This window comes from Micromonospora sp. MA102 (assembly GCF_025460765.1).
GTDB classification, from domain to species: Bacteria; Actinomycetota; Actinomycetes; order Mycobacteriales; family Micromonosporaceae; genus Micromonospora; species Micromonospora halotolerans.
Map to the genome: position 1 here is coordinate 157,770 of NZ_JAMWEG010000010.1, position 14,313 is coordinate 172,082.

Genomic DNA, 14,313 nt, shown 5'->3' on the forward strand with positions numbered 1-14,313 from the left:
GCGCCCGAACCCGGGCGGACGTCTGTCTCCCATATACCCCCGGGGGTATATGGGCAAGGAGGGAGCACCGATGGCAACGGACGTGACCGTGATCGCGACGTCCTCGCTCGGCGACCGCAGCTACCTGGCCTCGGACGGCCGGGTGGGCATCGTGGTCGACCCGCAGCGGGACATCGACCGCATCCTGTACCTGGCCGGCGCCAGGGGCGTGCGGATCACCCACGTGGTGGAGACGCACCTGCACAACGACTACGTCTCCGGCGGCCTGGAACTCGCCCGGATCACCGGCGCCCACTACCTGGTGGCCGCCGGCGACGAGGTCGCCTTCGACCGGATTCCGGTCACCGACGGCGACACCATGCCCGTCTCCGACAAGCTCCGGCTCCGCGTGGTCGCCACCCCCGGCCACACGTTCCACCACCTGTCGTACGTCCTCGACGAGGCCATCGACGGTGGCTGGCAGCCGGCGGGCGTCTTCACCGGCGGCTCGCTGCTGTTCGGCACCACCGGACGCACCGACCTGCTCGGCCAGGAGCACGCCCACGAGCTGGCTCACCGCCAGCACGCCTCGGCGCGGCGGCTGGCCGACCTGCTGCCCGACGGCGCTCAGGTGTGGGCGACGCACGGCTTCGGCAGCTTCTGCTCGGCCAGCCAGGCCGACGCCCCCGACTCGACCATCGGGCGCGAGAAGCAGGCCAACGCAGTGCTGCGACTGGCCGCGGACGAGTTCGTCAGCCAGACCCTCGCCGGTCTGGACGCCTACCCGGCGTACTACGCCCACATGGGCGTAGCGAACGGCGCCGGGCCGGCACCGGTCGACCTCACCCCGGTCGCCCGGGCCGACGCGGCCCAGCTCCGCGACCGGATCTCCGCCGGAGAGTGGGTGGTGGATCTGCGGCACCGCAAGGCGTACGCGGCCTCGCACCTGGCCGGCACGGTCAGTCTCGCGCTGGACGGCCCGATGTCGACCTGGCTCGGCTGGCTGATCGACTGGGGCACGCCGATCACGCTGCTCGCGGAGACCGCGGAGCAGGTCGCCGACGCGCAGCGCGAGCTGGTCCGGATCGGCATCGACCGGCCGGCAGCGCAGGCCACCGGCGCGGCCGAGCAGTGGGCGGCCACGCCCGACCAGCTCCGCGAGCTGCGGATGGCCGGCTTCCCGGCACTGGCCGCGGCCCGCGCCGGGAAGACCCCGGCCGGCCTGCCCGCCCCGGACGTCGTGCTCGACGTGCGGATGACCAACGAATGGCGCGCCGGCCATGTCGAGGGTGCCGTGCACGTCCCGCTTCCCGACCTGCCCAAGCGGCTCGCCGACGTGCCGGCGGGCGTGGTCTGGGTGCACTGCGGCTCCGGCTACCGGGCCACCGCTGCGGCGTCGCTGCTGGCCAACTCCGGTCGCGAGGTCGTCGTCATCGACGACAGGTTCGATCGGGCCGAGACGGCGGGCGTCGCCCTGGCCGACAACGCCTGACCCGTATCCGAGTCCCGGCCGGCGCCACCGCGCGCCGGCCGGCGTCCCACCCTGCCGCCAGCCACGGCGGTTCGCCCCAGGAAGAGGAGATATGAGCACTTCCGAGACCACGCACCCGGCCAGCCTGGACGCCACCACCCTGCGGGAGCTGATCGACTCCGGGCGCTCCCCCCGGCTGCTCGACGTGCGCACCCCGGCTGAGTTCGAGACCGTCCACATCCCCGGCGCCTACAACGTCCCGCTGGACCTGCTCAAGGAGCACCGCGAGGAACTGCGTAACCACCTGGACGAGGACGTGGTGCTGATCTGCCGCTCGGGTGCCCGCGCCACCCAGGCCGAGCAGGCGCTGGCCGGGGTCGGGCTGCCGAACCTGAAGATCCTCAACGGCGGCATGCTCGCCTGGCAGGCGGCGAACGCGCCGATCAAGCAGGGCGCGCCCCGCTGGGACCTGGAGCGGCAGGTCCGCCTGGTCGCCGGTTCCATCGTCCTGGCCAGCGTCCTCGGCTCGGTGTTCGTGCCGGGCCTGAAGTGGGTCGCCGCGTTCATCGGCGCAGGTCTCACCTTCGCCGCGGTCACCAACACCTGCGCGATGGGCATGATGCTGAGCAAGCTGCCGTACAACCGGGGCGCCAGCTGTGACCTCGACACCGTCGTCGGCCACCTGCGCGAGAGCAACGGGGAGCGGGCATGACCGCGTCCCTGCTGCTCACCGTCGGCCTGGCCGTGCTGATCGGGGTGAGCCTCGGGCTGCTCGGCGGCGGCGGGTCGATCCTCGCCGTCCCGCTGCTGGTGTACGTCGCCGGCCTGCCGGCCAAGGAGGCGATCGCCACCTCCCTGCTCGTCGTCGGCGCCACCAGCGCCGTCGGCGTCCTGCCGCACGCGCGCGCCGGACGGGTCCGCTGGCGTACCGGTCTGATCTTCGGCTTCGCCGGAATGACCGGTGCGTACGCCGGCGGCCGGCTGGCGGAGTTCGTCCCGGCCGGATTCCTGCTCACCGGCTTCGGGGTGATGATGCTGGCCACCGCGATCGCGATGATCAGGGGCCGGCGCGCCACCGAGGGCCGGCCGGTGCCGCACGAGCTGCCGGTGTTCCGGGTGATCCTCGACGGGATCGTCGTCGGGCTGGTGACCGGCCTGGTCGGCGCGGGCGGCGGCTTCCTCGTGGTGCCCGCCCTGGCCCTGCTCGGCGGCCTGCCGATGCCGGTCGCCGTCGGCACCTCCCTGGTCGTCATCGCGATGAAGTCCTTCGCCGGCCTGGCCGGTTACCTCTCCAGCGTGAGCATCAACTGGGGCCTCGCACTCGCGGTCACCGCCGCCGCCATCGTCGGCAGCGTCGTCGGCGGTCGCCTCGCCGGGAAGATCCCCGCGGACCTCCTGCGCAAGTCGTTCGGCTGGTTCGTGGTGGTGATGGGCGTGTTCGTCCTCGCCCAGCAGCTGCCCCCGTTGGCGGGACTCGCCCTGGGAGCGCTTGCCGGAGCCGGTACGGTCACCATGGCGGCGCGGGGCCGCCGAAGGAGGAGACACAGTGGACAGCAGCGCCTGGGACGCCCGGTACGCGAGCACACCGGGGCTGGTGTGGAGCGCTGAGCCCAACCGCTTCGTGGTCGAGTCGGTCACCGGGCTCGCCCCCGGCGCCGCGCTGGACCTGGCGGCGGGTGAGGGGCGCAACGCGGTCTGGCTGGCGGAGCAGGGCTGGCGGGTCACCGCGGTGGACTTCTCGCCGGTGGCCGTCGGCCGGGGCCGCGAGCTGGCCGACGGCCGGGGCGTCCAGGTCGAGTGGCGGGTCGCCGACGTGACCGCGTACCGGCCGGTGCCGGGCAGCTACGACCTCGTGCTGATCAGCTATCTGCATCTCCCCGCCGGCGACCTCGCCCCGGTGCTGGCCGCGGCCAAGCAGGCGCTGCGTCCGGGCGGGAGCCTCGTGGTGGTCGGCCACGATCTGGCGAACCTGACCGGCGGCACGGGTGGCCCGCAGGACCCGGCCGTGCTGCTCACCCCGGAGGCGGTGGTCGACGGGCTGGCCGGGCTGCACATCCGGCGCGCCGAGACGGCCCGCCGTCCGGTGCCCACCACCGACGGGGGCACGGTCGACGCCCTCGACACCGTCGTCGTGGCGAGCCGCCCCGACTGACCGGCGCCGCGACCCGTCAGGGCCGCAGGATCAGCCGGATCGGATTCCCCTCCTTCTCCTGCACCCGGCGCACCGCCTCCGGTGCGTCCGCCAGCGGCAGCACGTCGCTGACGGACGCGGACAGGTCGAGCCGGCCCAGCCCGGTGAGGGTGACCAACTGCCCGACATGCTCGGCCTCGGAGCCGTAGTGGCCGAGCACCGCCTGCCGGTTGTAGGTGAACCGGCTGTCCGACGGGATGCTGATCGGCTGGTTGGCGATGCCGGCGAGCACCAGCCGTCCGTGCCGGCCGAGCACGGTCATGGCCTGCTCGCGGACCGCGTTGACGCCGGCGAAGTCGAACGCCACGTCGAGGCCCCGGGTGCCGACCAGTTCGAGCACGGCGTCCTTGAATCCGTCGTCCGCCGGGTCGAGGGCCACGTCCGCGCCGAGGGCGATCGCCCGGTCCCGGGCCGCCGGCAACGGGTCCACGGCGATCACCGGGGCCGCGCCGACCAGCAGCAGCAACTGCACCGCGTGCGCGCCGAGGCCACCGACGCCCCACACGGCGACCGCTTCCGCCGGCCGGACCCGGGCGGTCTCGGTCACCGCCGCCCAGGGCGTGGAGACCGCGTCGGGGATGATGCAGGCCTGCTCGAACGGGAGCAGATCCGGGACGGGCAGCAGGGTGTCCTCGCGGGCCAGGGCATATTCGGCCCAGCCGCCGTCGTAGTCGACGCCGCGGGTGAGCACGAGGCCGAACCGGTCCCGCTCCCCCGCCTGGAGCAGCACCCGCTGGCCCGGCTGCCAGCCCGTCACCCCGTCACCGAGGGCGTCCACCGTGCCCGCGACCTCGTGGCCGAGGGTCACCACGTCCCCGCCGAGGTACAGCGGCGTGAGGGTGCCGTCGATCAGGTGCACGTCCGACAGGCACACCCCGGCCGCGGCGACCCGGATCCGCACCTGCCCGCGTCCCGGCTCGGGCACCGGCACCGATTCCATCCGCAGCGCTCGATCGGCCACGTGCAGCCGTCCGGCCAGCATCTCCGCCACGTCCGTATCCCTTCTCCGGCGTCCTCGACCCGCCACGTCCCCGACCCGCCACGCGCGCCGGGGCTGGAGTCGCCGTCGGCGTACCCGTCGCCGGCCCGGCGATGCCGGCAGGCACGGAAAAACGGCCGGGCCGCCCATATCCTCGGGCCCTCGAACGACCGGCCGGTAGCATCCGGTGACGGACTGGCGGAGAGGACACCCGTGGGCGCACGCTTCGAGGAACTGGCCTGGCGGGAGACGCCGATCGGCGAGATCAGTCTGCGCCGGCGGCGCGACCCGTCGCTCGACGTCGACGTGTACGAGGTGAAGCTCGACGACGAGTTCCTGATGTCCAGCCTCTTCCCGGTCGCGGAGATCGAACTTGCCCGGCTCGGGCTGGCGCCGCTGACCGGGGCGGCCCTGGACGTGGTGGTGGGCGGGCTCGGCCTCGGTTACACGGCGCGCACCGCGCTGGAGGACCCCCGGGCGCGCTCGCTGCTGGTGGTCGAGGCGATCGAGGACGTGATCGACTGGCACCGCCGGGACCTGCTGCCGTTCGCCGCCGGGCTGGCCGCCGACGCGCGGACCCGGTTCGTCCGGGCGGACTTCTTCGCGGCGGTCGCGGACGGCACCGGGTTCGATCCGGAGGCGCCGGGGCGCCGGTTCCACGCGGTGCTGCTCGACGTGGACCACTCCCCGCGCCAGGTGCTGCACCCCAGCCACGCCGCGTTCTACACGGTGGACGGGCTGCGCCGGCTGGCCGCGCTGCTGCACCCGGAAGGGGTGTTCGCGCTCTGGTCGAACGACCCGCCCGACCCGGTCTTCCAGCGGACGCTGACCGACGTGTTCCCGACCTCGGTGGCGCATGTCGTCCGCTTCCCCAACCCGTTGCAGGGGCGGGAGGCCGCGAACACGGTGTATGTCGCCCGGCAGTGATCGCCCCCGGGCAGGCATGGTGGAAGCCGGAGCGGGAAAGCGGGCGGCCCACCGTACTCCCGGGAGGATGACATGCGGGCGTTGCTCTGGATCGTCGGCGTCGTGGCCGCCGTGCTCATCCTGCTCGGGCTGCTGCTGGAGGCGGTCCGCTGGCTGATCATCATCGGCCTGGTCGCGCTGGTCGTGGTCATCGTCCTGGCCGCCGTGAAGACCCGGCGGGTGGTGAACCGGCCCGCCGGCCGCCGCTGACCGGGCGCGCGCCACTCCGCCACGTCGCGTCGTGTGACGAACCCGGCAAAGTTACTGAGGGGTAAGTTACCGGGTGGTTAAGTTAGGCTGAGGGCCGTCATCCGGCAGCGAGGAGAGACGGCGATGGACGCGACCGCGCAGCGGCCCTGGACGCGCAACTACGCCCCGGGCGTACCGGCCGAGATCGCCGAGCCGACCGGCTCGCTGGTGGACCTGCTCACCGACGCGGCCCGCCGCTTCGGCCCCCGGGTCGCCCTCGACTTCTACGGCGCCACCACCACCTACGCCGAGTTGGCCGACCAGGTGGCCCGGGCGGCCGAGGCGCTGCGCCGGCTCGGCGTCGGCCCCGGCGACCGGGTCGCGCTGGTGCTGCCGAACTGCCCGCAGCACGTGGTCGCCTTCTACGCGGTGCTGCGCCTCGGCGCTGTCGTGGTGGAGCACAACCCGCTCTACACCGCCGACGAACTGGCCCACCAGCTCACCGACCACGGCGCCCGGGTCGCCGTGGTGTGGGACAAGGTGGCGGCGCTGGTCGCCGGGCGGGGCGCGGTCGAGACGGTCGTGGCCGTCGACCTGCCCGGGGCGCTGCCGCGCCTCAAGCGCTGGGCGCTGCGGCTGCCGCTGCCCAAGGTCCGCGCCGCCCGGGCCGCCATGACCGCCCCGGCACCTGACGCGCTCTCCTGGCCGGCGCTGGTCGCCGGCGCCGCCCCGCTGGCCGCCGACCACCTCGCGCCGCGACCCACCGACACCGCGCTGCTCCAGTACACCGGCGGCACCACCGGCGTCCCCAAGGGCGCCGTGCTGACCCACCGCAACCTGCGGGCCAACGCCGCGCAGGGCCGGGCCTGGGTGCCCGGCCTGCGCGACGGCGCCGAGACGGTGTACGCGGTGCTGCCGCTGTTCCACGCCTACGGGCTGACCCTCTGCCTCACCTTCGCGGTGAGCATCGGGGCCACCCTGGTGCTCTTTCCCCGCTTCGACCTCGACCAGGTGCTCGACGCGGCGCGCCGGCGCCCGCCGACCTTCCTGCCCGCCGTCCCGCCGGTCTACGCGCGCCTCGCCGCCGCGGCCCGGGAACGCGGCGTCGACCTCACCTCCGTCCGGTACGCGATCTCCGGCGCCATGGCCCTCCCGCCGGCCACCGTGGACCTCTGGGAGTCGGTGACCGGCGGCCTGCTCGTCGAGGGCTACGGGATGACCGAGACCTCGCCCATCACGCTGGGCAACCCGGTCGCCCCGAGCCGCCGCCCGGGCACCGTCGGGGTGCCCTTCCCGTCCACCGAGGTGCGGATCGTCGACCCGGAGGACCCGACCCGGGACCGCGCCCCCGGGGAGGCCGGCGAGCTGCTGGTCCGCGGCCCGCAGGTGTTCGCCGGCTACTGGAACCGCCCCGAGGAGACGGCCCGGGTGCTGCTGCCCGGCGGCTGGCTGCGCACCGGGGACGTGGTCACCATGGACGCCGACGGCTTCGTCACCGTGGTCGACCGGATCAAGGAACTCATCATCACGGGCGGGTTCAACGTCTACCCGTCCGAGGTGGAGGAGGCGCTGCTCCGGATCCCCGGCGTCCGCGAGGCCGCCGCGGTCGGCGTGCCCAGCGGGGACGGCGAGGAGGTGGTGGCCGTCGTGGTGCTGGACCCGGGGGTGGGCGCCGTCCCGGAGTCGGTGCGCTCGGCCTGCCGGCAGCACATCGCCGGCTACAAGGTGCCGCGCCGGGTCGTGGTGGTCGAGGAGCTGCCCCGCTCGCAGATCGGCAAGGTCCTCCGCCGCGAGGTCCGCGACCGCCTGCTCGCCGAGGACTGAGGGCGGGTCCGGCACCGGTCAGGGCAGTTGGCCCGGCCGGTCGACGATCGCGACCCGGAGTCGCGCGACGGCCGATTCCGGTGACTCCCTGCCGTCGCGCACCACGGACCTGCGGGTGCCGAGGTAGACGTGGGTGTTCCGGTCGAAGATGAGGTCGTTGTTGCCACCGATCACGCCGGGCATGCGGATCGCCACCCCGTGCCGGCCGGCGGCGTCCACCACGTCGCCGGAGATGACGACGGCTCCCGGCTCGCGCGCCAGTAGTTCGAACAGCGCCGCCAGGGCTCCGGGCGGCACGTAGCCCTCGAGCACCGACCGCGCCGTGGTGTAGGGCATGCTCTCGCTCCCGTACACGGCCCTCTCGTCGGCTCCCGCGGAAAGATGCAGGTCTACCGGGTGTTCCCGGAGGTACCGGAGCAGCCGGTCCGGGTCGGTGGGCAGGTCGCCGTGGTACGCGGGTGACGGGAGCTCGTCCAGCTCCTTGCGGGGGTCCGCGGGATCGATGGGGCGGAGCACGCGCCGTTCGCCCCACCCGTTCGGTTCGTTCTCCGGCCGGTACCGCGCCTGCGGGTGCGCGACTCCCCCGGCCGACTGCCACATCTGCACCCGGGTGGTGATGTACGGGCCGCTGTCCGGCCTCTCCCGCGTCGTCGCCAGCGCCTCCGTGAACACGTACTGGTCGGGTCGGGCGGTGAGCTCGGGCTGTTGCCGGGCGGCATCGGCCGCCAGCCGGAGGATCTCCGACGCGCTCGCCGCGGGTGGTGGCTGGGTGCCGAGCCCCATCGTCTGCGCCGCCAGGGCACCGGCGGTCAGCGCGACCGCCAGCCCGAGCGCCCCGGCGAGGCGCCAACCCCGCGGGAACCGGATCCGGCGCCCGACCGGACGGGGCGCCGCAGCGGCCTCGGACCGCCGGACGATGTGCTCTTTCAGATCGGTGAGGAGCTGCTCCTCGAAGTCGTGCGGTGACCGCTCGATCGTGTTCATGGCGTCGTCTCCGTCTCAGGCGAGGGTGGTGGCCGGGCGGGCGAGCACGGCGCGGACGGTGCGACGGGCGCGGTGCAGGCGGACCCGGGCCGCGACCGGGGACATCCCGAGCGCGGCCGCCGCCTCCGCGACGGTGAGGCCGTCCACGGCGACGCTCTCGACCAGCGCCCGGGTGTGCTCGGGCAGCCCGCTCAGCGCCCGACAGGTGCGGCGCGCCGCCGCCTCGGCGTCGATCCGCTCCTCGATGCGGGCGATGTCGTCGGCGGCCAGGTCCCGCCGTCCGGCCAGCCGGCCGGTCACCCCCAGCCGTCGGGCCGCCCGGCGCCGCTCGTCGGCGATGACGTTGCGGGCCACCCCGAACAGCCAGGCGATCTGGCTGCCCCGGTCCGGCCGGTAGCCGGCCGCCGACTCGATCACCGCGAGGAACACGTCGGCGGTCAGGTCGGCGGCGAGGTGGGGGTCGTCGACCCGCCGGGCCACGAACCGGCCCACCGCTTCGACGTGCCGCCGGTAGAAGATCTCGAAGGCCACCGGATCGGCTCCGATGCCGGAGATGTCACCCTCCACTGAGCCAGGATCATGCACGGGCCGTCCTCTCTCGTAGCCGTTACACCCCTTCTTCGTCCGGCGGGGCGTGGGTGTTACCGGAACGAGAGCTCCTCCAGAGCCCGGACTATCCCGGCGTGACGGGCCCGGGGTCGCCGGAACGAATCGTCCTGGCCACCTCGCTCAGGTCGTTGTCCAGCTGGTGATCGCGCCCGGGCAGCAAGTGCAGCCGTGCCTGCGGGACGGCGCGGGCGTACCGGTCGGCATGCGACGGTGGGGCCGTGTCGTCCCGGAGCCCGTGGAACACGTGCACGGGTACGCCGTGCGGCAGCCGCGCACCGAGGTCGTGCGGCAGCTCGAACTCCTCGCCGGGCCAACCGCCCGCACCGACGAACGGCGCGGCGATCAGCACGATCGCGCCGAGTTCCCGCTCCGGTGGTCGCTCGGCGAGCGCGGCGACGAGGATCGTGGCGCCCACCGAGTGGCCGGCGACGACCGCGCCGTCGTCCAGGGCCGCCATCTCCCGCCGGATCGCCGCGCTCCACCCGGCGTAGCTGGGATCGTCCTCGTCGGGCATGCGCGGGTAGCGGACCTCGTACCCGTCTCCGAGCTCCCGCCTCAGGCTGTCGAACAGTTTGTCGTCCCACTCGTCGTGCACGCCCGCGCCGCCGCCCTGAATGAACAGGACCTGCCGGGTCACTGCCATGACGATCCACCTCCGCGCGCTCGGGTCGGACAACGACGATTGTGCCGGCGGGAAGGGATCGTCACGCCGGTTCGACGGGCAGCCACAGTTCGCAGGTCGCCGTGCTGAAGTCGTCCGCGTGGTCGAGGATCGTGACGATCGAGGGTCCGGGCCGGAGACGCCACGGGTTGGAGGGAAACCAGTCGGTCGCGGTGGCGGCCCAGGTTTCCTGCAGGACCTGCGGGTGCGGTCCGGTGGTGCGGAAGACGGCCCACCTGCCGGCGGGGACCTCGATGGCGTCGAGGTCGTCCGGGACCGACGTGTCCGCCGAGACAGCGACCCCGTGCAGGTAGGTCAGTTCGCTGCCCTCGGCGCCGTCCGGGTCGACGTCGTCGGAGACCTGCAGGAGGCCCGGCGGCTCGGTGTCCCCGAGGCTCTTCAGCCGGAGATGCTCCTCCCTCGGCAGTCCGGTGATGTGCCGCTGGATGTGCGGGTTGACGCCGTGGTGGATCAGCGGGACCCGGACCGCGTGTCCGACGAGCCGGAACGCGGGGCGGTCGACGATGCGGGTGTCCATGGGTCTGCTCCCTTCGACGCTCAGGCGGAACCTGAGCTGCGGTTGTGTGCGAAGGGGGCCTCCGTCGCGGCGGACGTCACCGGGTCCGGCACCGTGGACCGCCCGGAACGCCCGTCCGAACGCCTCCGTCGAGCCGTATCCGTGCCGGACCGCGATGCTCAGCAGGTCGTCCTGGCCGCGAACGACGTCGGCAGCGGCCACGGTCATGCGGCGCCGGCGCACGTACTCCGACAGCGGCATGCCGGCCAGCGACGAGAACATCCGGCGCAGGTGGTATTCGGTCGTGCCGAGCGTCCTGGCCAGTCCGACGACGTCGAAATCCCCGGTCAGGTGCTCTTCGACGACATCGACGAGCCGGTTGAGTGCCGAGATCACGAGGCCTCCCTTCGACGTCAAGACTGGCCCGGGGGACCCCGGCCGCGCCCGACCGCTGTGGCCCGATCCGATCATGTCGCTCCCCGGGAGCGGAGCGGTCAGCCGAGACCGCGGTGCGCCGCCCACAGCTCGCCGGCGCGGCCGGCAGCCCGGTCGACCAGGGCCACCAGCTCGGGCCGCTCGGGCACGGGGAACGAGACGTAGGTGCCGCGGCCACCGGCGGTCGGGCGGCCGTAGGCCTTCGCCGCGAGGCGCCCGTCCGGCAGGAGCCGGACGTTGAGCGTGGTCAGCGTGAACTCCTCGCCGCGGCGGGTGTCGGTCCAGCGGAGCCCCTCGGGGATCGTGACGTTGATGGCCAGGGCGCTGACCTCGAGTCGGGCATCGCTGCTCATGGACGCATGTTCTCACGCAGGCCGAAACCCCAGCGCCGCCGAGGATGGCGTTCTCCCCGTCACCGCTTCGGAAACGACGGTCGGCGTCAGCTATGCAGCCGAGCAGCGGTGCTCACCATCGCTCGACGAGGTGTTCCCGGCCCTGCGGCGGCTCGTACGGCTCCGGCCAGTAGTCGACGATCCGGTTGATCAGGCCCTGCTCGGACACCTCCAGCCAGACACACGCGTCCTGCCGCTCGTCGCCCACCCGGACGTCGAGCCACAGGGCCGCCAACCGGCCGTCGGCGACCAGCCGGCGGACCCGCAGGTGCCAGTCACCGGGATAGTCGATGTTGAACCGCAGGAACGCCTCGCGACCGCGGATGCGCTCCCGGGTCTGCGGCATCTCGTAGACCACGTCGTCGGTGAGCAGGCCCGCCAACCCGGGCCAGTCGCGGCGTTCGAGACGGTCGACGTAGTCCTGGGCGGCCTGCCGGCTGATGGCGGTGTCACTCACGGCGCGGACGCTACCGACCGGCACCGACAACCTCGGACGGCCGCAACGCGTGCCCACGGGGCGGGCCGGATTTGCCGGAACAGCAAGAAAGTTTGTCAACGGCGGAGGGCGTTCCGGATGCTGGTGGCGTGGACAGCACGAGCCCGACGGGGAAGGAAGCCGCCGCATGAGTGAACACGGACACCAGCACGCCGAGGAGGACGCGGCCGCCATCTTCGAGCCGCCGGCCTGGGACGAGCGGTACTCCGGCGCGGAGAAGATCTGGAGCGGCAACCCCAACGCTCAGCTCGTCGCCGAGGTGACCGGCCTGACGCCCGGCACCGCGCTCGACGTCGGCTGCGGCGAGGGCGGCGACGTGATCTGGCTGGCCCGGCAGGGCTGGAGGGTCACCGGCGCCGACTTCTCCGCCAACGGCCTGGCCCGCGCGGCCCGGCACGCCGAGCAGGCCGGCGTCGCCGACCGCACCGACTGGTGGCAGGTCGACGCGCGGACCTTCGCGGCGGACGGCCGGTCCTACGACCTGGTCACCAGCCACTTCCTGCACCCGCCGGACGGCGGGATGGTGGAGGTGACCCGCCGGCTGGCCGGCGCCGTCGCACCCGGCGGGCACCTGCTGGTCGTCGGCCACGCGCCGCACGAGATGTTCACCCACCTGACCGCGAGCCACCGCCGGGCCATGTTCCTCGCCGAGGATCTGCTGCCCGGGCTGCCGGACGACTTCGAGGCCCTCGTGGTCGAGCAGCGCCCCCGGACGGTGACCCGCGACGGTGTGACGGTCGACGTCGACGACTCCACTCTGCTCGCTCGCCGGAAGTCCCAGGCGGCTTAGAACCAGCTCTCCCGGGTGTCCAGGGTGGTGCGGTCCAGGCTCTCCAGCAGGTCGAACTGCGGCCCGGTCCGGGGCAGCTCGTAGCGGAAGAAGTACCGGGCGGCCTGGCGCTTGCCGGCGAGGAAGTCGGCGTCCGGGCCGTCCGGGCTGCCCAGCGCCTCCACGGCGAGCAGCTGCTCCAGCCACATCCAGGCGATCACCACGTGCCCGACGGCCTCCAGGTAGAGCGAGGCGTTGGCCAACGTCACCTCGGGATCGCCGGCGCCGTGCAGCCGCCGGGTGACCACGGCGATCCGGTCGACCGCCGCACCGAGCCGGCCGGCCAGCTCGGCCGCCTCGCCGTCGGTCTTCCAGGCCCGGGTGACGGTGGCTCGGATGGTCTCCAGCAGCAGTTCCAGGCCGGCGCCGTCGCGCATGATGACCTTTCGGCCCAGCAGGTCGAGCGCCTGGATGCCGTGGGTGCCCTCGTGGATGGGGTTGAGCCGGTTGTCCCGCCAGTGCTGCTCGACGTCGTAGTCCCGGGTGTAGCCGTAGCCGCCGTGCACCTGGATGGCCAGGTCGTTGGCGGCCAGGCACCACTGCGACGGCCAGCTCTTGGCGATCGGTGTGAGCAGGTCCAGCAGCAGGTGGGCGCGGCTGCGGTCGGCCTCGGCCGGGGCGGTCTTCTCCTCGTCGAGCAGCCGCCCGCAGTAGAGGATCAGGGCGAGCGCGCCCTCCACGTAGCTCTTCTGCGCCAGCAGCATCCGGCGGACGTCGGCGTGCGCCACGATCGGCACCTGCGGGGCGGTGGGATCCTTGTCGCCGGCCGGCCGGCCCTGGGGGCGCTGCCGGGCGTACGCCACGGACTTCAGGTGGGCGGTGTAGCCGAGCGCGGTGGCGCCGGCGCCCACGCCGATGCGCGCCTCGTTCATCATGTGGAACATCTGCGCCAACCCCTGGTGCGGCTCCCCCACCAGGTAGCCGACCGCCCCGGGCCGCCTGTACGGGCGGTGCACGCCCTCGCCGAAGTTCAGCAGCGTGTTGGTGGTGCCCCGGTAGCCGAGCTTGTGGTTGAGGCCGACCAGCACCACGTCGTTGCGGGGCCCGAGCGCGCCGTCGTCGTCGAGGAGCACCTTCGGCACGATGAACAGCGAGATGCCCTTCACCCCGGGCGGCCCGCCGGGGATGCGGGCGAGCACCAGGTGGACGATGTTCTCGGCCAGGTCGTGCTCCCCGCCGGAGATCCACATCTTGGTGCCGACCAGCCGGTACGTCCCGTCGTCCTGCGGCTCGGCCCGGGTGGTGATGTCGGCGAGCGAGCTGCCGGCCTGCGGTTCGGACAGGCACATGGTGCCGAAGAACCGCCCCTGCACCATGGGCCGGACCCAGGTGTCGATCTGCTCGGCGCTGCCGTGGGCGAGCAGCAGGTTGGCGTTGCCGAGGGTGAGGAACGGGTAGGCGGCGGTGGCCACGTTGGCGGCCTGGAACCAGGCGGAACAGGCGGCGGCCACGGCGTGCGGCAGCTGCATGCCGCCGACCGACTCGTCCATCGTGGCGGCCAGCAGGCCGGTGTGGGCGTACGCGTCGAGGGCGGCCTTCACCTGCGGGATGGTGCGGACCCGCTGCCCGTCGAAGGTCGGTTCGCTGGCGTCGGCGGCCCGGTTGTGCGGGGCGAACTGCTCGGCGGCGACCTGCGCGGCGAGGTCCAGCACGGCGTCGAAGGTCTCCCGCGAGTGCTCGGCGTAGCGCGGGCGTTCGGTCAGCCGGCCGACGTCGAGCCAGTCGTGGAGCAGGAACGCCAGATCGCGACGGGACAGCAGGGTGGACGACGACGACACGGGACTCCTTCCG

At 73.5% G+C, this 14,313-nt stretch carries 16 protein-coding genes; 8 read left to right on the forward strand and 8 right to left on the reverse strand.

The annotated features are described in order from the left end of the window. Positions 1–70 precede the first annotated feature (70 nt). From NFX44_RS21160 to NFX44_RS21175, 4 genes are all read left to right on the forward strand, one after another. Entirely contained in the window at positions 71–1,471 is a 1,401-nt protein-coding gene (locus NFX44_RS21160; protein ID WP_262285300.1) for an MBL fold metallo-hydrolase, read from the forward strand. Positions 1,472–1,562: 91 nt separating this feature from the next. Next, positions 1,563–2,162, forward strand: coding sequence for a rhodanese-like domain-containing protein (locus NFX44_RS21165; RefSeq protein ID WP_262285301.1), 600 nt, complete (start codon positions 1,563–1,565; stop codon positions 2,160–2,162). Further along, positions 2,159–3,058 carry a sulfite exporter TauE/SafE family protein gene (locus tag NFX44_RS21170; RefSeq protein ID WP_262285302.1) on the forward strand — a complete coding sequence of 300 codons (900 nt, stop codon included), beginning with the start codon at positions 2,159–2,161 and terminating at the stop codon, positions 3,056–3,058. Before NFX44_RS21165 ends, NFX44_RS21170 begins: the two co-directional genes overlap by 4 nt. Continuing rightward, positions 2,997–3,602, forward strand: a complete 606-nt coding sequence (locus tag NFX44_RS21175; RefSeq protein ID WP_262285303.1) for a class I SAM-dependent methyltransferase — start codon at positions 2,997–2,999, stop codon at positions 3,600–3,602. The genes NFX44_RS21170 and NFX44_RS21175 overlap by 62 nt, the downstream gene beginning before the upstream one ends. Before the next feature lie 16 nt (positions 3,603–3,618). Here NFX44_RS21175 and NFX44_RS21180 read toward each other — a convergent pair whose 3' ends face one another. Next, a complete protein-coding gene (locus NFX44_RS21180) occupies positions 3,619–4,623 on the reverse strand; it encodes a zinc-binding dehydrogenase (RefSeq protein WP_262285376.1) in 1,005 nt (334 codons plus the stop codon). Positions 4,624–4,833: 210 nt separating this feature from the next. Between NFX44_RS21180 and NFX44_RS21185 the strand changes: the two genes are divergently transcribed. The 3 genes from NFX44_RS21185 to NFX44_RS21195 all read left to right on the forward strand — a co-directional run bounded on the left by NFX44_RS21185 (position 4,834) and on the right by NFX44_RS21195 (position 7,599). Continuing rightward, entirely contained in the window at positions 4,834–5,547 is a 714-nt protein-coding gene (locus NFX44_RS21185) for a spermidine synthase (protein ID WP_262285304.1), read from the forward strand. A 72-nt stretch (positions 5,548–5,619) separates the two neighbouring features. Next, positions 5,620–5,796 (forward strand): hypothetical protein, encoded by a 177-nt coding sequence (locus NFX44_RS21190; RefSeq protein ID WP_262285305.1) that lies wholly within the window; start codon positions 5,620–5,622, stop codon positions 5,794–5,796. 123 nt (positions 5,797–5,919) lie between these two features. After that, positions 5,920–7,599: a long-chain-fatty-acid--CoA ligase gene (locus NFX44_RS21195; RefSeq protein ID WP_262285306.1), complete on the forward strand. Its 1,680-nt coding sequence runs from the start codon at positions 5,920–5,922 to the stop codon at positions 7,597–7,599. Positions 7,600–7,617: 18 nt separating this feature from the next. On the opposite strand, the gene NFX44_RS21200 is transcribed toward NFX44_RS21195, so the two are convergent. From NFX44_RS21200 to NFX44_RS21225, 6 genes are all read right to left on the reverse strand, one after another. Next, positions 7,618–8,583, reverse strand: a complete 966-nt coding sequence (locus tag NFX44_RS21200) for a CU044_5270 family protein (RefSeq protein ID WP_262285307.1) — start codon at positions 8,581–8,583, stop codon at positions 7,618–7,620. A 15-nt stretch (positions 8,584–8,598) separates the two neighbouring features. After that, positions 8,599–9,150 carry an RNA polymerase sigma factor gene (locus tag NFX44_RS21205; RefSeq protein WP_262285308.1) on the reverse strand — a complete coding sequence of 184 codons (552 nt, stop codon included), beginning with the start codon at positions 9,148–9,150 and terminating at the stop codon, positions 8,599–8,601. 106 nt (positions 9,151–9,256) lie between these two features. Beyond that, a complete protein-coding gene (locus NFX44_RS21210; RefSeq protein WP_262285309.1) occupies positions 9,257–9,835 on the reverse strand; it encodes an alpha/beta fold hydrolase in 579 nt (192 codons plus the stop codon). Positions 9,836–9,896: 61 nt separating this feature from the next. After that, entirely contained in the window at positions 9,897–10,766 is an 870-nt protein-coding gene (locus NFX44_RS21215) for an AraC family transcriptional regulator (RefSeq protein ID WP_262285310.1), read from the reverse strand. Positions 10,767–10,864: 98 nt separating this feature from the next. After that, positions 10,865–11,158 (reverse strand): hypothetical protein, encoded by a 294-nt coding sequence (locus NFX44_RS21220; RefSeq protein WP_262285311.1) that lies wholly within the window; start codon positions 11,156–11,158, stop codon positions 10,865–10,867. A 112-nt stretch (positions 11,159–11,270) separates the two neighbouring features. Next, entirely contained in the window at positions 11,271–11,684 is a 414-nt protein-coding gene (locus tag NFX44_RS21225) for a nuclear transport factor 2 family protein (protein ID WP_315974616.1), read from the reverse strand. Positions 11,685–11,820: 136 nt separating this feature from the next. On the opposite strand from NFX44_RS21225, the gene NFX44_RS21230 reads away from it, so the two are divergent. Next, positions 11,821–12,483 carry a bifunctional 2-polyprenyl-6-hydroxyphenol methylase/3-demethylubiquinol 3-O-methyltransferase UbiG gene (locus NFX44_RS21230; protein WP_262285313.1) on the forward strand — a complete coding sequence of 221 codons (663 nt, stop codon included), beginning with the start codon at positions 11,821–11,823 and terminating at the stop codon, positions 12,481–12,483. Here NFX44_RS21230 and NFX44_RS21235 read toward each other — a convergent pair. Next, entirely contained in the window at positions 12,480–14,300 is a 1,821-nt protein-coding gene (locus tag NFX44_RS21235) for an acyl-CoA dehydrogenase (protein ID WP_262285314.1), read from the reverse strand. The genes NFX44_RS21230 and NFX44_RS21235 overlap by 4 nt on opposite strands. Positions 14,301–14,313: the final 13 nt, after the last annotated feature.